15 protein-coding genes are annotated in these 18,680 nt (G+C 66.6%); all 15 read left to right on the forward strand.

The window, feature by feature from the left end:
* The first annotated feature begins 132 nt into the window (after positions 1-132).
* The 15 genes from ACSYG9_RS20755 to ACSYG9_RS20825 all read left to right on the forward strand — a co-directional run bounded on the left by ACSYG9_RS20755 (position 133) and on the right by ACSYG9_RS20825 (position 18,582).
* A complete protein-coding gene (locus ACSYG9_RS20755) occupies positions 133-3,534 on the forward strand; it encodes a pyruvate carboxylase (protein WP_440124271.1) in 3,402 nt (1,133 codons plus the stop codon).
* On the forward strand, positions 3,531-4,097 hold the full coding sequence (gene rsmD / locus ACSYG9_RS20760) for a 16S rRNA (guanine(966)-N(2))-methyltransferase RsmD (protein WP_440124272.1): 567 nt from the start codon (positions 3,531-3,533) through the stop codon (positions 4,095-4,097). The genes ACSYG9_RS20755 and rsmD overlap by 4 nt, the downstream gene beginning before the upstream one ends.
* Complete coding sequence (gene coaD / locus ACSYG9_RS20765) at positions 4,094-4,585, forward strand: pantetheine-phosphate adenylyltransferase (protein ID WP_169688633.1); 492 nt, start codon at positions 4,094-4,096, stop codon at positions 4,583-4,585. The genes rsmD and coaD overlap by 4 nt, the downstream gene beginning before the upstream one ends.
* A gap of 128 nt (positions 4,586-4,713) precedes the next feature.
* Entirely contained in the window at positions 4,714-5,472 is a 759-nt protein-coding gene (locus tag ACSYG9_RS20770; protein ID WP_440124273.1) for a DivIVA domain-containing protein, read from the forward strand.
* A 163-nt stretch (positions 5,473-5,635) separates the two neighbouring features.
* A complete protein-coding gene (locus ACSYG9_RS20775) occupies positions 5,636-6,199 on the forward strand; it encodes a YceD family protein (protein ID WP_440127742.1) in 564 nt (187 codons plus the stop codon).
* 2 nt (positions 6,200-6,201) lie between these two features.
* Positions 6,202-6,384, forward strand: a complete 183-nt coding sequence (rpmF, locus tag ACSYG9_RS20780) for a 50S ribosomal protein L32 (protein WP_006551208.1) — start codon at positions 6,202-6,204, stop codon at positions 6,382-6,384.
* 11 nt (positions 6,385-6,395) lie between these two features.
* Entirely contained in the window at positions 6,396-7,160 is a 765-nt protein-coding gene (gene rnc, locus ACSYG9_RS20785) for a ribonuclease III (RefSeq protein ID WP_440124274.1), read from the forward strand.
* Positions 7,161-7,167: 7 nt separating this feature from the next.
* Complete coding sequence (mutM, locus tag ACSYG9_RS20790; RefSeq protein ID WP_440124275.1) at positions 7,168-8,052, forward strand: bifunctional DNA-formamidopyrimidine glycosylase/DNA-(apurinic or apyrimidinic site) lyase; 885 nt, start codon at positions 7,168-7,170, stop codon at positions 8,050-8,052.
* 48 nt (positions 8,053-8,100) lie between these two features.
* On the forward strand, positions 8,101-8,538 hold the full coding sequence (locus tag ACSYG9_RS20795) for an OsmC family protein (RefSeq protein WP_454839771.1): 438 nt from the start codon (positions 8,101-8,103) through the stop codon (positions 8,536-8,538).
* A 9-nt stretch (positions 8,539-8,547) separates the two neighbouring features.
* The gene (locus ACSYG9_RS20800; RefSeq protein ID WP_440124277.1) at positions 8,548-8,859 is read left to right on the forward strand and encodes an acylphosphatase; all 312 of its coding nucleotides are present in this window, start codon (positions 8,548-8,550) and stop codon (positions 8,857-8,859) included.
* Positions 8,860-8,881: 22 nt separating this feature from the next.
* Complete coding sequence (gene smc, locus ACSYG9_RS20805; RefSeq protein WP_454839773.1) at positions 8,882-12,508, forward strand: chromosome segregation protein SMC; 3,627 nt, start codon at positions 8,882-8,884, stop codon at positions 12,506-12,508.
* Positions 12,509-12,520: 12 nt separating this feature from the next.
* A complete protein-coding gene (gene ftsY, locus ACSYG9_RS20810; protein WP_440124279.1) occupies positions 12,521-14,092 on the forward strand; it encodes a signal recognition particle-docking protein FtsY in 1,572 nt (523 codons plus the stop codon).
* A gap of 228 nt (positions 14,093-14,320) precedes the next feature.
* Positions 14,321-15,628, forward strand: a complete 1,308-nt coding sequence (locus tag ACSYG9_RS20815) for an ammonium transporter (RefSeq protein WP_440124280.1) — start codon at positions 14,321-14,323, stop codon at positions 15,626-15,628.
* Positions 15,629-15,752: 124 nt separating this feature from the next.
* On the forward strand, positions 15,753-16,091 hold the full coding sequence (locus ACSYG9_RS20820; RefSeq protein ID WP_054717737.1) for a P-II family nitrogen regulator: 339 nt from the start codon (positions 15,753-15,755) through the stop codon (positions 16,089-16,091).
* Complete coding sequence (locus ACSYG9_RS20825) at positions 16,081-18,582, forward strand: [protein-PII] uridylyltransferase (RefSeq protein WP_454839774.1); 2,502 nt, start codon at positions 16,081-16,083, stop codon at positions 18,580-18,582. The genes ACSYG9_RS20820 and ACSYG9_RS20825 overlap by 11 nt, the downstream gene beginning before the upstream one ends.
* The last annotated feature ends 98 nt before the right edge of the window (positions 18,583-18,680 follow it).

Here is an 18,680-nt window from a genome sequence, read left to right on the forward strand (position 1 = left end):
GCGACCGCGTAGGTTTCGTGTTTGTTACCTGGTGGACGACTGCATCGTTACAGTCGGGGAGGAACGCCGCAGCGTCTCGAGATGTGGAATCCCGGAGACTGAAGTGCTGTTCGGGCGCGGTACCGTCATGCAATGTTCTCCAAAGTGCTTGTCGCCAACCGAGGCGAGATCGCAATCCGCGCGTTTCGTGCCGCCTACGAACTGGGTGCTGAAACGGTCGCGGTGTTCCCGTACGAAGATCGCAAGTCCCTGCATCGTCTGAAGGCCGACGAGGCATATCAGATCGGTGAGGAAGGGCACCCGGTCCGGGCCTACCTCTCGGTCGACGAGATCGTGAAGGCAGCTGCATCGGTCGGCGCCGACGCCATCTACCCCGGTTACGGCTTCCTGTCCGAGAACCCGGACCTCGCCGCGGCATGCGACCGTGCGGGCATCACATTCGTCGGCCCCTCGACCGAGATCCTGGAACTGACCGGAAACAAGGCGCGTGCGATCGCGGCTGCGAAAGCAGCGGGACTGCCGGTACTGGCCTCGTCGGAGCCGTCTGCCGATCTCGAGGAGCTTGTCGCGGCTTCGGAGAAGATGACCTTCCCGGTGTTCGTCAAGGCTGTAGCGGGTGGTGGTGGCCGCGGTATGCGGCGTGTGGCCGAGCCCTCCCAGCTGCGCGAGGCCATCGAGGCGGCATCCCGTGAGGCCGATGCGGCTTTCGGCGACCCGACGGTCTTCCTCGAGCAGGCCGTGGTCAACCCTCGTCACATCGAGGTGCAGATCCTGGCAGACAAGCACGGCAACGTCGTCCATCTGTACGAGCGGGACTGCTCTGTGCAGCGCCGCCACCAGAAGGTCATCGAGCTTGCGCCTGCCCCGAACCTGGACCCGGACCTTCGCGACAGGATCTGCGCGGACGCCGTCGCGTTCGCCGAGCAGATCGGCTACCAGTGCGCGGGCACGGTCGAATTCCTCCTCGACGAGCGCGGCAAGCACGTGTTCATCGAGATGAACCCGCGTATCCAGGTCGAGCACACGGTGACCGAGGAGATCACCGACGTGGACCTGGTGCAGGCGCAGCTTCGGATCGCTTCGGGCGAGACCTTGGCCGATCTCGGTCTGAGCCAGGACACGATCCGCATCCACGGCGCGGCGCTGCAGTGCCGTATCACCACAGAGGATCCGGCCAACGGCTTCCGCCCCGACACGGGCCGCATCACCGGCTACCGCACCCCCGGTGGTGCAGGGATCCGTCTCGACGGTGGTACATCGGTGGGTGCGGAGATCTCGGCGCACTTCGACTCGATGCTCGTCAAGCTCACGTGCCGAGGCCGTGACCTCGAAGCAGCCGTCGCGCGTGCCCGTCGCGCGGTGACCGAGTTCCGTATTCGCGGTGTATCGACGAACATCCCGTTCCTGCAGGCTGTTCTCGATGACGATGACTTCCGCGCCGGGCGCGTGACGACCTCGTTCATAGAGGAGCGGCCGCACCTGTTGACGCAGCGACGTTCGGCCGACCGGGGAACGAAGATCCTCGAGTATCTCGCCGACGTCACGGTCAACAAGCCTCATGGCGAGCGGATCGCGACGGTGTACCCGCACGACAAGCTCCCCGCAATCGACCTGTCTGTGCCCCCGGCTCCCGGGTCCCGGCAGCGTTTGCTCGAACTCGGGCCCGAGGGTTTCGCGCGGGCCCTGCGCGAACAGAAGGCCATCGGTGTCACCGACACGACGTTCCGTGACGCGCATCAGTCACTGCTCGCCACCCGCGTGCGCAGCAAGGACTTGCTCACGGTAGCCGGTCACGTCGCACGCATGACGCCGGAACTGCTCTCGATCGAGGCGTGGGGCGGAGCTACCTACGACGTGGCGCTGCGTTTCCTGCACGAGGATCCGTGGGAGCGGCTTGCGGCGTTGCGTGAGGCAATTCCCAACATCAACCTGCAGATGCTCCTGCGCGGGCGCAACACCGTCGGGTACACCCCGTACCCGGAGGCAGTCACGCGCGCATTCGTCCAGGAAGCCGCCGACACGGGAATCGACATCTTCCGTATCTTCGATGCGCTCAACAACGTCGATCAGATGCGGCCGGCGATCGACGCTGTGCGCGAGACCGGCACCACGCTCGCCGAGGTGGCCCTGTCCTACACGGGCGATCTGTCGAACCCGAACGAGACCATCTACACGCTCGACTACTACCTGAAGCTGGCCGAGCAGATCGTCGATGCAGGCGCGCACATCATCGCCATCAAGGACATGGCAGGTCTGCTCCGCGCGCCCGCCGCTGCCACCCTGGTCAAGGCTCTGCGCAGCAACTTCGATCTGCCGGTGCACGTGCATACGCACGACACCCCCGGCGGACAGCTCGCCACTTACGTTGCGGCATGGCACGCGGGAGCCGACGCGGTCGACGGTGCGTCGGCGGCGCTCGCGGGCACCACGAGCCAGCCTGCATTGTCGGCGATCGTCGCGGCCGCGGCGCACAGCGAGTTCGACACCGGACTGGACCTACAGGCGGTGTGCGATCTCGAACCGTACTGGGAGGCACTGCGACGGGTGTACGCGCCGTTCGAGTCGGGTCTGCCCGCGCCGACCGGCCGTGTGTACACCCATGAGATTCCGGGTGGTCAGCTGTCGAATCTTCGTCAGCAGGCAATCGCGCTCGGACTCGGCGACCGGTTCGAGGACGTCGAGGCCGCCTACGCAGGCGCCGACCGCCTGCTGGGGCGCCTGATCAAGGTGACGCCGTCGTCGAAGGTCGTCGGCGACCTCGCCTTGCACCTGGTCGGCGCGGGCGTCTCGGTCGACGACTTCGCGGCCGAGCCCGGAAAGTTCGACATCCCGGATTCGGTCATCGGATTCTTGCGCGGCGACCTCGGAACGCCGGCCGGTGGCTGGCCTGAGCCGTTCCGTTCGAAGGCGCTGGCCGGCCGCGCGGAGCCGAAGGCCGAGACGCCGTTGACGGCCGACGAGGAAAAGGGCCTCGCGGGATCCTCTCTCGAACGTCGTCGGACCCTCAACCGGTTGTTGTTCGCGGGTCCGGCCCGCGAGTTCGAACAGCATCGTGAGCAGTACGGAGACACCTCGGAGCTGTCGGCGAACCAGTTCTTCTACGGATTGCGGTACGGCGAGGAACACCGCGTCCGTCTCGGCAAGGGCGTCGAGCTGCTGATCGGGCTCGAGGCGATCTCGGACGCGGACGAACGTGGATTCCGCAACGTGATGTGCCTGCTCAACGGCCAGCTTCGCCCCGTGTCGGTGCGAGACCGGTCGATCGCCAGCGAGATCCCCGTCGTGGAGAAGGCAGATCGCAACGATCCAGGGCACGTCGCGGCTCCGTTCGCGGGCACGGTCACCCTTGTCGTATCCGAAGGCGACACGGTCTCGGCAGGCGACACGGTCGCCACGATCGAGGCGATGAAGATGGAAGCGGCGATCACCGCTCCTCGCGGCGGGCGGATCACTCGCATCGCAGCCGGACCCGTTCAGCAGGTCGAAGGTGGAGATCTGCTCGTAGTGGTGTCTACGGAGGCAAGCTCCGAGTGACACGAATCGTTGCCGGTCGAGCCGGGGGGCGGCGCCTGAAGGTGCCGCCCCGCGGTACTCGGCCGACATCCGAGCGGGTGCGCGAAGCGCTGTTCAGTTCGCTCGACGCGCGGATGGATCTCGACGGGGCAGTCGTGCTGGACCTCTATGCGGGGTCCGGCGCGCTCGGTCTCGAAGCGCTTTCGCGAGGTGCAGCGCATGCGATGCTCGTCGAATCGGACGCCAAAGCGTCGGCGGTGATCCGCGACAACATCGCCGTCGTCGGCTTGTCCGGCGCGATGCTGCGGTCGGCGCCGGTCGCCGCGGTCCTGGTGGCGGGTGCCGACCGCGAATACGATCTGGTCTTCGCTGATCCTCCGTACGCGATCGCGGAGAGCGCGGTGTCGGCGATGCTCATTGCGCTCGTCGAGCACGGTTGGGTTGGGGAGAACACGATCGTGGTACTCGAACGCTCCAGCCGAGCGCCGGAAACTGCGTGGCCCACCGGTTTCGACGTCGACCGGGTCCGGAAGTACGGTGAGACGCGCGTGGAGATCGCGGCCTGTTACGGTGCTGACTCATGAGCCGCGCGGTATGCCCAGGATCCTTCGACCCGGTCACCAACGGACACCTCGACGTCATCGCTCGTACCGCGGTGCAATTCGACGAGGTCGTGGTCACCGTCGTGATCAATCCCAACAAGCAGGGCATGTTCACGGTGCCCGAACGCCTCGAAATGCTCGCCGAGGCCACGTCGCATCTCGGCAATGTTCGCGTCGATTCCTGGCAGGGGCTGCTGGTCGACTATGCAACTGCGAACGGGATCTCTGCGATCGTCAAGGGGCTCCGCGGCGCCAACGACTTCGACTACGAGTTGCAGATGGCCCAGATGAATCACAAGCTCACCGGCGTCGACACCCTGTTCGTGGCCACCAATCCCGTGTACAGCTATCTCTCGAGCTCGCTCGTCAAGGAGGTTGCCGCCTACGGCGGTGACGTCTCCGAGATGCTTCCCGAGGCCGTGCACAAGCGGCTTCTCGCACGCCTCGCCGAACGGGCCGCAGCCGAGTAACTACCCGCACACCGCCGAACCGTGATCCGACACACCGGCGCGTGGACCGGAACCGGAGCGCACGCTGCGGCAGACTGGACACGGCGCGGTCGCACCGGCCGGGTCGACGGATCAGGATTGGGGTTGGCGTGTACCGGGTATTCGAGGCACTCGACGAACTTGTCGCGATCACCGAAGAGGCACGAAGCGTTCCCATGACGGCGAGTTGCGTGGTCCCACGCGGCGATGTGCTCGAACTTCTCGACGACGTGAGGGACGCTCTTCCCGCCGAATTGGACGACGCTCAGGACGTTCTCGATCACCGCGACAAGCTGGTCGGCGACGCACGGGCCCTGGCGGACAAAACGGTCGGCGATGCCGACGAAGAGGCACGCACGTTGATCGAGGAGGCCCGGGCCGACGCCGATCGCATGCTCTCCGACGCGAAGGCGCAGGCCGACCGGATGGTGGCGGAGGCGCGCGCGCACGCGGGCGAACTGGTCGCCGATGCGCAGGCGGAGGCGGATGCCCTCATCGCCGACGGCAAGCGGCAGTACGACGCCGTCACCGGCAGGGCTCGATCCGAGGCCGACCGTATGGTCGAGGCAGGCAAGGCGGCATACGACCGATCCATCGCCGACGGCGAGGCCGAGCAGGCGCGGTTGGTATCTCAGACCGAGGTCGTGCAGTCCGCACATGTGGAGTCGGCGCGCGTCATCGATGGTGCCCACGCCGAATCCGATCGGTTGCGCACCGAGTGTGACGAGTATGTCGACGGCAAACTCGCCGAGTTCGAGGAGATCCTCGACACCACCCTGCGTTCGGTGGGTCGCGGGCGTCAGCAGTTGAGGACGTCGGGAAGACCGGACTATGCCGAGGCCGACCATCGGGCCGCCTGGCGCCGGTGAACCGTTTCCCGTGGTGAACCCGTGTTTTTTCGTGAATCGCGGGGTCATCGCGTACCATTGAACGGTTGCCCAGTGAATTCGCACTGCCTTCTATTCGAAAGTGAGATCGACGTTGTCTACCCACCGCTCCGGTACGCGGCATCCCGAACGGGAAGCCGGCCTCGTGCTGGACACGCTCTCGCTGGGGCGTCGTCCCGGGTCGATGCGTACGGTGCAGCGCCGCGTTCTGTCTCCATCGCGCATCGGACTCGAAATGATCGCGATCGAGGAAGGCAGCGAGATCGACCTCGACCTTCGGTTGGAGTCGGTGTCGGAGGGTGTTCTGGTGACCGGTACAGTTCGTGCCGACACCGCCGGTGAATGCTCTCGATGCCTCGAGCCGTTCACGGGCGAGGTGAGTTTGTACCTCACCGAGCTGTTCGCCTACCCGAACAGTGTGACCGACCAGACCACGCAGGAAGACGAGGTCTATCGGATCGAAGACGATCTGATAGACCTCGAGCCTGCGATCGTCGATGCGGTCGGATTGGAACTTCCGCTACGTCCGTTGTGCACCGACGACTGCGCGGGACTGTGCGCGGAATGTGGTATTCGCCTGGCGATTGCCGAATCCGGGCACGGACATGAAATACTGGATCCTCGCTGGGCTGGGTTGGCAGCCGCGTTCGGCGCAGGCTCCGAAGAATCCAGCAGTGCATCCGACAGCAAGAACAACGAGGAGAAGTAGACGTGGCCGTCCCCAAGCGCAGAATGTCGCGTTCCAACACCCGGTCGCGGCGCAGCCAGTGGAACACCACTGCGCCCACGCTCGTCACCTGCCCGAACCGCGGCTGCGGTGAGAAGAAGCTGCCGCACGTGGCGTGCCCGTCGTGTGGCACCTACAACGGTCGTCAGGTGACCGCGCCCGTCTGATCGGTACATACGTGACGACCAAGTCGATCGATACCGCACCCGAGGGCGGCGAGGGAGAACATGCGTCTCTTCTCGCCGCCCTCGGTGTCCCGGTGGCCCCTGACCTGCTGACCCTGGCATTGACCCATCGCTCGTACGCATACGAGAAGGGTGGATTGCCGACCAACGAACGACTCGAGTTCCTCGGCGACGCCGTGCTGGGTCTGTCCGTGACCGAATACCTGTATCTGACCCACCCGGACAAACCAGAAGGTGAACTCGCGAAGATCCGCGCGAGCGTGGTCAACATGCACGCACTCGCCGAAGTGGCGCGCGGCCTCGGCGATGGGGGGCTGGGCGTACATCTGCTGCTCGGCAAGGGCGAGGAGATGACCGGCGGACGGGACAAAGCGAGCATCCTCGCCGACGGAATGGAGTCGCTGCTCGGGGCTGTTCACCTGCAGCACGGCATCGAGGTCGCCCGAGAGGTGGTCCTGCGTCTGTTCGCCGAACTGCTCGACCGCGGTCCACGTCTGGGAGCCGGCCTGGACTGGAAAACGAGCCTGCAGGAACTCACCGCCGAACGCGGAGTCGGCGTGCCCGTGTACGAGATCACGGCGACCGGACCCGACCACGACAAGGAATTCACGGCCACCGCTCTCGTGGCAGGAAAGCCCTACGGTGTCGGCGTCGGTCGGACGAAGAAGGAGGCCGAGCAGAAGGCGGCTTCCACCGCATGGCAGGTGTTGTCGAGCGAGACCGACCAGAACACCGAGACCTCGACCGGGGCCAACTGATCCTGTCGTGCCCGAACTTCCCGAGGTCGAAGTCGTTCGGCGTGGTCTGACCGCCCACGTGCTGGGCGCCACTATGGAGTCCGTCGAGGTTCTGCACCCGAGGGCGGCGCGACGCCACGAACCGGGCCCGCGTGATCTCGCTCTGCAGCTGACCGGCCAGACCGTGACCGCTGTCGAACGGCGTGGAAAGTACCTCTGGCTCGTTCTGGAACCGACCGACCTGGCAGTGGTCGTGCACCTCGGGATGAGCGGACAGATGTTGGTGCAGCCACCAACGGTCGCGCACGAGAAGCACCTGAGGATCCGAGCGGTACTCGACAGTGGCGCCGATCTGCGTTTCGTCGACCAGCGGACGTTCGGTGGATGGGCACTGGCACCGCTCGTCGAGGTCGACGGCGATCGATTACCGCTGCCCGTCGCACACATAGCACGGGATCCTATGGACCCGCGATTCGATCCGTCCGCCGTGGTGAAGGTGCTGCGCGGAAAGCACACCGAGATCAAACGCGCACTGCTCGACCAGACCGTCGTCTCCGGAATCGGCAACATCTACGCGGACGAAGCGCTGTGGCGTGCGCAGATCCACGGCAACCGGCCGACCGACAAACTGACCGGTCCGAAACTGCATGCCGTGCTCGCTGCGGCTCACGATGTGATGGCCGAAGCGCTCGGCCAGGGTGGCACGTCCTTCGATGCCTTGTACGTCAACGTCAACGGTGAGTCCGGCTACTTCGATCGCTCCTTGAACGCGTACGGCCGGGAGAACAGGCCGTGCCCTCGATGCGGCGCACCGATCCGGCGCGAGAAGTTCATGAACCGCTCGTCCTTTTCGTGCCCACGTTGCCAGCCCCGGCCACGCATCGTTCGCGGCGGCGCGACCATCAGGGAGTGAGGGGCGGTCCTGTACCCGGTGTCGGCAGCGCATGGCAGGATTTCCCGCATGGCTGACCAGAACCCCGCGACCACACCCACCGACCTGTGGGTCGAACGCACCGGCACCCGCCGCTACACGGGCCGCAGCTCACGAGGCGCCGAGGTCCTCATCGGATCCGAGACCGTCGATGGAGTCTTCACCCCCGGCGAACTGCTGAAGATCGCGTTGGCCGCGTGTTCCGGAATGAGCTCGGACTTCCCTCTCTCGCGAAGGCTCGGTGACGACTACGACGCGACCATCAAGGTGTCGGGCGCAGCCGATCGCGAGAACGAGGTCTACCCACATCTCGAGGAGGAACTGATCCTCGACCTCTCCGAACTCGACGCGCAAGCCCAGCAGCGCCTCGTCGCGCTCGTCGAACGATCCGTAGACAAGGTCTGCACCGTCGGACGCACGCTGAAGGCGGGCACGAAGGTGACGTTGACCATCACCGCCGACGCCTAGAGAAGCGCTGTGGCACTCGAACACCATGACGACGCCGACCATTCCGACGACACCGCACGCCTGACGGCGTGGGTGCACGGCAAGGTCCAAGGCGTCGGCTTCCGCTGGTTCACCCGTGCCCGGGCATTGGAACTCGGACTCGCCGGCCACGCCACCAACCACGCGGACGGTCGGGTTCTCGTCATCGCCGAGGGGCCGCGCCACGCGCTCGAGATGCTGCTCGCATGGCTGCGGTCCGATCTCACACCGGGGGAGGTGCGCCTCGTGGTCGAGAGCTGGGAACCGGCACGCGGCGGGCTCACCGGATTCGTCGAGCGCTGACGTCCCGGTAAGGTTTTTCCTCATGCATCTCAAGAGTCTGACACTGAAGGGCTTCAAGTCCTTCGCTTCGTCGACGACTCTGCGCTTCGAGCCAGGCATCACCTGTGTCGTCGGACCCAACGGCTCGGGTAAGTCCAATGTGGTCGATGCCCTCACCTGGGTGATGGGAGAGCAGGGGGCCAAAGCGCTTCGCGGCGGGAAGATGCAGGACGTCATCTTCGCGGGCACCGCGGGGCGCCCGCCGCTCGGTCGCGCCGAAGTGACCCTGACGATCGACAACTCGGACGGGGCGCTTCCGATCGAGTACTCGGAGGTGTCCGTCACGCGGCGCATGTTCCGCGACGGCGCAGGTGAGTACGAGATCAACGGCAACTCGTGTCGGCTGATGGACGTGCAGGAACTTCTTTCCGACTCGGGCATCGGCCGCGAAATGCACGTCATCGTCGGGCAGGGGCGCCTCGCTGCGATCCTCGAATCCCGCCCGGAAGACCGACGGGCGTTCATCGAAGAAGCGGCCGGGGTGCTCAAACACCGCCGTCGCAAGGAGAAAGCGGTCCGCAAGCTCGACTCGATGCAGGCGAACCTCGCCCGGCTGACCGACCTCACGGCCGAACTGCGCCGCCAGCTCAAACCACTGGGACGACAGGCCGAGGTCGCGCGCCGGGCCCAGACCGTTCAGGCCGACCTACGTGATGCCCGGCTGCGCCTCGCTGCCGACGATCTTGTCACCCGTCGCGCCGAGTTCGCAGGCCAGGACGAACAGGAACAAGTCCTGCGCGAGCGTCTCGATCACGTCAACGTGATGCTCGACGAAGCCACCGCAGACCTCGCCCGTCACGAACAGGCGCTCGCGCAGCTCACCCCGGGCGCCGAAGCAGCGTCCCAGGTCTGGTTCCAGCTCTCCGCTCTCGCCGAACGCGTCTCCGCGACCGTCCGCATCGCGCAGGAACGCGCCCGCCACCTCGACGCGGAACCCGAGACGCGTGCCGGGCAGGACCCCGACGAGATGGAAGCGCGCGCCGAGCGGATCGCCGCAGAAGAAGCCGAACTGCTCGAAGCGGTCGAGATCGCGCACGGCACCCTCGACGCAGCGAAAGAACAACTCACCGCGCGAGAGGAATACGCAGCGGCAGCAGAGCGGGCACACATGGCGGCAGTCCGCGCCATCGCCGACCGTCGCGAGGGACTCGCTCGTCTCACCGGTCAGGTCGAGACCGTCCGAACCCGTACGGAATCGATCGACAGCGAGATCGCTCGCCTCACTGTCGCGATCGAGGAGGCTCGTCGGCGCGGAGTCGACGCGCAGGCCGAGTTCGAGACCGCGCAGGGGCGCATCGACGATCTCGACGCGGGAGAGATCGACGCCGACGCTCAGCACGAACGAGCCGTCGAGGCGGCGCGCATTGCCGACGACCGCGTTACGGAACTCCAGAACGCCGAACGCGCCGCAGGCAAGGAGGTCGCGTCGCTCGGCGCACGCATCGACGCCCTGTCCATGGGACTCGAGCGCAAGGACGGTGCCGCATGGCTGCTCGAGCACCACACCGACTCCGGTGTTCTGGGTCAGCTCGCAGACCGGCTGCGTGTAGAACCCGGTTTCGAGGCGGCGGTGGCCGCTGCACTCGGACCGGCCTCCGACGCCCTCACGGTCACGTCGGTGGCCGCAGCGAACTCGTTGGCGACCGCGCTCGCCGATGCCGACCAGGGCAGAGTTGCATTCCTCGCGGTCGGGGCGGAGGCGCCCGACGAATCAGGGTCGTTGCCTGCGAACGCTCGGTGGGTGCGCGACGTGGTCGAATGCCCCGCCGAACTGCGCGGAGGCCTCGGTGCCGTCCTTGCCGGGATCGTGGTGGTCGACGACCTCGATGCCGCCGCAACGGTGTGCTCACAGCGACCGGATCTGCGTGCGGTCACCCGTCGCGGCGATCTCACCGGTTCCGGATGGGTCGTCGGAGGCTCCGACCGTGCGCCGAGCACACTCGAGATTCAGGCCGCGATCGATTCGTCGCGGGAGGGTCTCGAGGCTGCGGAACGTCGTTCGGAAGAACTCGCCGCAGCGTTGACCGGTGCGGCCGAGGAGCAGAAGGCGCGCGCCGAATACGTCGAACAGACACTCGCGGCACTGAACGAATCCGACGCAGCAATGTCGGCGGTTTATGAACAGCTCGGACGTCTCGGCCAGGCCGCTCGCAACGCTCACGCCGAATCCGAGCGTCTCGTCACGCAGCGCACGGCAGCGGAGAAGGAACGTGATTCGGCGCAGGAGAAGCTCGTCGAACTCGAGGAGCGCTTGCGGCTCGCGGAAGACGAGCAGGACGGCGCCGGCGACGGTGCAGGTACCGAATCGACCGCTGCCGAACGCGAGATGGCCGCAGCAGCTCTGGCCGAGGTGCGTGCCGTCGAGATGGAGGCCAGGCTCGCCGCGCGCACCGCGGAGGAGCGCGCCGAATCGTTGCGCGGCAAGGCGGACTCGTTGCGGCGCGCCGCACAGGCCGAACGCGTTGCCCGAGCCCGCGCAGAGCGGGCCCGCGCCACCCGACGGCAGGCTGCCGCAGTGGCCGCAGCGGTCGCTGCGGCCGGTGCCCGCGTGACCGGGGAACTCGAGAGCGCGGTCGCTACCGCGCATGCGCACCGCGAAGAACTGACCCGGCGCCGTACCGAATGCGCCGAGCAACTGGAGCGGGCCAAGGGATTCGTCCGCGAGTTCGCGACCCAGCGTGATCAGCTCACCGACGCCGTGCATCGCGATGAAGTGGCCCGGGCGCAGGCGGCGCTGCGTATCGAACAGCTCGAACAGACCGTGGTCGAGCAGTTCAGCATCGCGCTCGACGACCTCGTCGCCGAGTACGGCCCCGACGTCCCGCTCCCGCCGACCGACCTCGAAATCGCCGAGTACGAGCAGGCACGCGAGCGCGGCGAACAGGTGGTTGCCCCGCAGCCGCAGCCGTACGACCGCGCGACGCAGGAACGCCGCGCGAAGCGCGCGCAGAAGGACCTCTCGACCCTCGGAAAGGTCAATCCGCTCGCCCTCGAGGAGTTCGCTGCTCTCGAGGAACGGTACAACTTCCTGGCGACTCAACTCGAGGATGTCAAGAACGCCCGGAAGGATCTGCTGGCAGTCGTCGACGAGGTGGACGCGAGGATCCTGCAGGTGTTCACCGAGGCCTACGCCGACGTCGAACGTGAGTTCGAGCAGGTGTTCGCAAAGTTGTTTCCCGGCGGTGAAGGCCGACTCGTCCTCACCGACCCGAAGGACATGCTCACGACGGGTATCGAGGTGGAGGCCCGGCCCCCGGGTAAGAAGGTCAAGCGGTTGTCGCTGCTCTCCGGTGGGGAGAAGTCGTTGACTGCCGTCGCGATGCTCGTGGCGATCTTCCGTGCCCGACCGTCCCCGTTCTACGTCATGGACGAGGTGGAAGCAGCACTCGACGACACGAACTTGCGGAGGCTGATCGGATTGTTCGAGCAGCTACGCGAGAAGTCGCAGCTGATCGTGATCACCCACCAGAAGCCGACGATGGAGGTTGCCGACGCGCTGTACGGCGTCAGCATGCGAGGCGACGGCATCACTCGGGTGATCTCCCAGCGTCTGCGAGGTCAGAATGTCACGACACCGGTCCCTGAACCGGAAGGTGAGCTTCAAGCCTGACAGTATGGGTGCGTGAGTACCGGAGCCTGGATAATCATCGCGGCCGCCCTCGCGGTTGTTCTCGTCGCGCTCGTCGTGGGCCTGACGCTCTATCGGCGACGCCAGGTGTCGCTGACGGCGAAAGAAACCCCGAAGCTCGACACTGCAGAAGCCAAGGATCGCTCGGGCGGTTACAAGGCGCAGAGCGGATTCAGTTTCAGTCAGGGAACGACTGCGACCGCTCCGCCGGAACCGGTGCAGCGGCCGGCCCCGAAACCCGCGCCGGAACCGGTCCCGGAGCCGCGCACCATCCCGTTGCCCGAGGAAGTCACCGAGGCGCCCCCCACCACGCAGATCCCGGCGGTGCCGCCGACCGTACCGAAGCCTGCAGAACCCGAGCCTGCAAAACCCGAGCCCGTCGAACCGGAGCCCGTCGAACCGGAGGCCGCGCCAGGCCCGGTCGTCGCAGAACCCGAGCCGGCAGAGCCGGAGAGCGCGCCCGATCTTGCTCCCGCGCCCGAGTTTGCTCCCGCACCGGAGGCTGCTCCCACACCGCAGGCTGTTCCCGAGCCTGCGGAGCCCGAGACGCCGGTCGACGCTGCGCAAGCCCCTGCTGCCCCTGCCGATGCAGTACCTGCGCCTGCTCCTGCCGACACGGCTGCTGCACCGGCGCTCGACGAGATCGAGCCGACCTCGGGACGCCTCGTTCGTCTCCGCGGGCGTCTGGCCCGGTCGCAGAACGCTGTGGGCAAGAGCCTGCTCGGCCTGCTCGGGGGTGGCGATCTGGATGAGGACTCGTGGGAGGAGATCGAGGACACACTCCTGATTGCCGACCTCGGTTCCGCCACCACCGGGAAGATCGTCGACCGGCTTCGAGAGGAGATGGCAGCGAGCAACGTCCGGTCGGAAGCCGATGCGCGTGCGGTGCTCCGCAAGGTGCTGGTAGACGAACTGCGCCCCGACCTCGACCGTTCCATTCGTGCGCTACCGCACGACGACCATCCGGCGGTGCTTCTCGTCGTCGGCGTCAATGGCACCGGTAAAACGACCACGACCGGCAAGCTCGCCCGCGTTCTCGTCGCAGACGGACGTCGAGTCCTGCTCGGCGCCGCAGATACCTTCCGTGCTGCTGCGGCGGATCAGCTCCAGACCTGGGCCGAGAGGGTGGGCGCCGAGGTGGTGCGCGGCAAGGAAGCAGCCGACCCCGCAGCAGTCGCGTTCGACTCCGTCGCGAAGGGCATCGACAACGGGGTCGACGCAGTTCTCATCGACACCGCAGGCCGACTGCACACGAAGACCGGCCTGATGGACGAGCTGGGCAAGGTCAAGCGTGTGGTCGAGAAGAAGGCGGCTGTCGACGAGGTTCTGCTGGTGCTCGACGCCACCATCGGGCAGAACGGGCTCATGCAGGCCCGCGTGTTCGCCGAGGTCGTCGACATCACCGGTGTGGTGCTGACGAAGCTGGACGGCACCGCAAAGGGCGGGATCGTTTTCCAGGTGCAGCACGAGCTCGGCGTGCCGGTCAAACTTGTGGGTCTGGGCGAGGGTGCGGATGATCTCGCACCCTTCGAGCCGGGTGCCTTCGTCGACGCGCTGCTCGGCTGACGAGTACTTCTCGGCCGACACTTCGATCGGTCGAATCGAGGCCGCTCCCGCTACGGCGGGGGCGGCCTTGTCGTCTCCTGATGTCGGTTCCGGCGGAAACATGAACGAAACACCACCCCGTCGCCCGTTCACGCCGACGAAACAGGACAGCGCTTCGGCGGAAACATCTCCGCAGCAAGCTTTCCCCAACGACGCGCTCACCGGCGCGGACAACTGGGAGGTGTGCAAGTGGAGGAAGTGGTGAACACCGGCGACGCCGCATGGATGCTCATGGCGGCATCGCTCGTGCTGCTGATGACACCGGGGCTGGCGTTCTTCTACGGCGGCATGTCACGCGCCAAGTCGGTCCTGAACATGATGATGATGTCGTTCGGCGCGATGGCGCTGATCGGTGTGATCTATGTGCTGTGGGGCTGGTCGATGTCATACGGCTCCGAGAGCATCGGCGGGATCTTCGCGAACCCGTTCGAGCTGTTCGGCCTGCAGGGCGCCATCTACGACGACGAAGGTGGATTCCTGCCGGGGCTGGGCAACTACCCCCAGGTCATCGACATCGGATTCCAGGTGACATTCGCGATCATCACCACCGCGCTGATCAGCGGTGCGCTCGCGGAGCGCGTGAAGTTCGGTACCTGGATGGTGTTCGTCGGCGTGTGGGTCACCCTCGCCTACTTCCCGCTCGCTCACATGGTGTGGGGCGGCGGTCTGCTCTCCGGCTCCGAGGACAGCATCGCCGCGATGCTCTTCGGCACTGTCGAAGACGGAGAGGGCGGACTCACCGCTGCGGTTCACCCGATCGACTTCGCGGGCGGCACCGTGGTCCACATCAACGCCGGTATCGCCGCGCTGGTTCTCGCCCTCATCATCGGCAAGCGCACAGGCTTCGGTAAGACCGCGTTCCGTCCGCACAATCTGCCGTTCGTGATGCTGGGCGCCGCGCTGCTGTGGTTCGGGTGGTTCGGGTTCAACGGTGGATCCGCGTTCGCTGCTGACGGTGTTGCCGGCCTCGCATGGCTCAACACCACCGTTGCCACCGCCGCCGCGATTCTGGGCTGGCTCGCCACCGAGCGGGTGCGGGACGGTAAGGCCACCAGCCTCGGTGCCGCGTCGGGTGCTGTCGCGGGTCTGGTCGCCATCACCCCCGCTGCCGGTGCTCTCAGCCCGGTCGGATCCATCATTCTCGGTGTCGTGGCCGGAATCCTCTCGGCCCTCGCAGTCGGACTGAAGTACAAGTTCGGCTACGACGACTCGCTCGATGTCGTAGGCGTGCACTTGGTGTCCGGTCTGTGGGGCACGGTCGCCATCGGTCTTCTCGCCACCGAAACCGGACTGTTCTACGGGGGCGACTACAAGCAGCTCGTTATCCAGATCGTGATCGCCCTGGTCGCACTGGTGTTCACCGCCGTCGTCACCGCTGTGATCGCCCTCGCTCTGCGGCCCATGGGCTGGCGTGTCTCGGCCGAGGACGAAGCTCGCGGCATCGACGAAACCGAGCACGCGGAATCCGCATACGACTTCGCCACCGCGCTGAAGTAGTACTTCGTCTCGAACCGAAGTAGTGCTTCACCTCGTCGCCGAGGTGGAAGTGGACGAAGATAACGGGCAAGCGTTACGCGGACACACAAGACAACGTCCGGTGAGCACCGGGAAGGGATGAGAAATGAAGCTGATCACGGCAATCGTGAAGCCGTTCACGCTCGAGGACGTCAAGGCAGGGCTCGAGCAGGCCGGGGTGCTCGGAATGACCGTGAGCGAGGTGCAGGGCTACGGACGCCAGAAGGGCCACACCGAGGTGTACCGCGGGGCCGAGTACTCGGTCGACTTCGTGCCGAAGGTGCGCGTCGAGGTCGTCGTCGACGACTCGGTGGTGGACAAGGTGGTCGACACGATCGTGGAAGCCTCCCGAACAGGAAAGATCGGTGACGGCAAGGTATGGGTCACCCCGGTGGAATCGGTGATCCGAGTCCGCACCGGGGAACGAGGTACGGATGCACTCTGACCCCAAGGGTGCAGAGACCCGAGGCCCAGGACACGCTGCCCACGCAGCGGGTCGTGGGCCCTCGGCGTCTTCGGGCACGAATACGGCGACAGACCTTTCGGCGGCCAGGGACGCACTCGTCTCCGGCTCCGGCCGCACTCGCCGCCTCGACACCCAGGCACTGCGCGACGCACTCGTGGACCTGTTCGATTTCTGGTTGATCACCGAGGGCTCCGAGCTCGGGATCAGGCCGGACAGCGGGTTCGCGCTCGTGGCAGTAGGGGGACTCGGTCGTCGCGAGATGCTGCCGCACTCCGACGTCGACCTCATCCTGCTCCACGACGACATCGATCCGGAGACGGTGTCGTCGGTCGCGGACCGGCTGTGGTACCCGCTGTGGGACGCCCACATCCGGCTCGATCACAGCGTCCGCACCGTTCCACAGGCCATTCAGGTGGCGTCGGGCGACCTTCCGGCGGCGCTCGGGATGCTCGAAGCCCGGCACATCGCCGGCGACCACGAACTGAGCAATCTGCTCATCGGTGGCGTACGCAGACAGTGGCGTACCGGGATCCGGAACCGCTTCGACGAGCTGATCGAGATGACGGAGGCACGTTGGGAGCGGTCGGGCCAGATCGCACACCGGGCCGAGCCCGATCTCAAGAGCGGTCGCGGAGGGTTGCGGGACGTACAGTTGCTCAACGCGTTGTCGGTCGCGCAACTCACCGACGGCATGCCCGGCCTCGGACCGGACGCACCCGGCGGTGGCCTCGCGGCCGCGCACCGTCACCTGCTCGACGTCCGGACCGAACTGCATCGCGTCGCCCGTCGCGGTCGCGATCAACTGCAGGCCCAGGATGCCGACGAGATCGGTGCCGCACTGCGCATCGGTGACCGTTTCGACCTCGCTCGCCTACTCACAGAGGCGGCGCGCACGATCAGCTACTCCGTCGAGGTCGGTGTCCGCACAGCGGGAAATTCCCTGCCGCGCAAGGGTCTGTCGCGCCTTCGACGTGGACCGGTACGGCGCCCCCTCGACGAGGGCGTCGTCGAACATGGCGGAGAGGTGGCGCTGGCCCGCGACGCCCGGCCGGGCAAGGACTCGGGCCTGATCACCAGGGTGGCTGCTGCAGCCGCACGATCGGGCCTGCCGATTGCCGCCGCGACGTTGACCCGCCTGTCGGATCACGCGCCGGAGCTGCGGGAGCCGTGGCCACGGCAGGCGCTCGACGACCTCATCGTGCTGCTTGCCTCGGGGCCGGCCGCCGTCGATGTCGTCGAGGCACTCGACCGGACGGGGTTGTGGGGACGTTTGCTACCCGAGTGGGGGGCGGTACGTGATCTCCCACCGCGCGACGCCATCCACACTTGGACCGTCGATCGCCATCTGGTGGAAACCGCGGTTCACGCGAGCGCACTCACGACGCGGGTGTCGCGCCCCGATCTGCTGCTTCTCGGAGCGCTCCTGCACGACATCGGCAAGGGCCGCGGTGGGGATCACAGTGTGGTCGGCGCCGAGGTCGCCGCCCAGATCGGCACGCGCATGGGTTTGTGGCCGTCCGATCTGTCGGTGCTCACAGCGATGGTCCGGCACCACCTGTTGCTCCCGCACACTGCGACCCGCCGCGACCTCGACGACCCGGCAACGGTGACGTCGGTGGTGGACACACTGGGGGGCGACCCGCTGCTTCTCGAACTGCTCCATGCGCTTGCGGAAGCAGATTCGCAGGCCACCGGACCCGGCGTCTGGGGCGAGTGGAAAGCCTCACTCATCCGGGAACTGGTACGGCGCTGCCGACTGATGATGGCGGGGGAGGACCTTCCGGCTCCGTCGCCGATCGACCCCGAACTCGCGCGGCTCGCCGAATCCGGCGCCATGCATGTCTCGCTCGACCCGAGGCCCGACGGTCGGGGCTTCGTAGTGACGGTGGTGGCACCGGACGAGCCCGGCGTGTTGTCCGACACCGCGGGAGTGCTGGCTCTGCATGGGCTCCGAGTGCAGTCGGCCTCCATCGGCAGCCATGCGGGAAGCACCGTCAATACATTCATCGTGGTACCGCGATTCGGTGCGCCGCCGGTCGAGGGTCTGCTGCGACAGGAGTTCATGCGTGCTCGGTCGGGTGACCTACACCTCCTCGCGGAGCTCGACGCGAAGGACCGCGCGACGCGCGAGTCCGCACCGTCGCTACGTCCCGAGCGTGCGGTACCCGGCATGTACTCGCAGGCCCCACCGCGCCTGATCTGGCTCGACACCACGGATCCGGGGCAGGTTGTGCTCGAGATCAGGGCGGAGGACCGGATCGGAATGCTGTGTCGTCTGGCCGGAGTCTTCGAGGAGCACGGGGCAGACGTGCGGTGGGCGACGGTGACGACGATCGGATCGACCGTGGTCGACTCGTTCTGCATCGACCTGCCGACCGCCGGAACGAGAGCGTCACGGGAACGACTCGAACAGGCCGTGCTGGCCGTCCTTCCTATTCCTGAACCGAAGAAGCCTCCCGCTGCGCCGTGAGGTGAGGTGGTGATCCGAGGCCGCTTCGCCGGGCTCTCGGTCGACCGGACGGCCCACCCCCGGCTGCGGGCGGATGGGAGCGGCTACCCTGGAGCGCA

This window comes from Rhodococcus sp. SJ-2 (genome assembly GCF_053750035.1).

Coding starts and splice junctions, on each gene's coding strand:
- ACSYG9_RS20755 (WP_440124271.1), top strand. CDS start 133: ATGTTCTCCAAAGTGCTTGTCGCCAACCGAGGCGAGATCGCAATCCGC.
- coaD (WP_169688633.1), top strand. CDS start 4,094: ATGAGCCGCGCGGTATGCCCAGGATCCTTCGACCCGGTCACCAACGGA.
- ACSYG9_RS20795 (WP_454839771.1), top strand. CDS start 8,101: ATGGCTGACCAGAACCCCGCGACCACACCCACCGACCTGTGGGTCGAA.
- smc (WP_454839773.1), top strand. CDS start 8,882: ATGCATCTCAAGAGTCTGACACTGAAGGGCTTCAAGTCCTTCGCTTCG.
- ACSYG9_RS20820 (WP_054717737.1), top strand. CDS start 15,753: ATGAAGCTGATCACGGCAATCGTGAAGCCGTTCACGCTCGAGGACGTC.
- ACSYG9_RS20825 (WP_454839774.1), top strand. CDS start 16,081: ATGCACTCTGACCCCAAGGGTGCAGAGACCCGAGGCCCAGGACACGCT.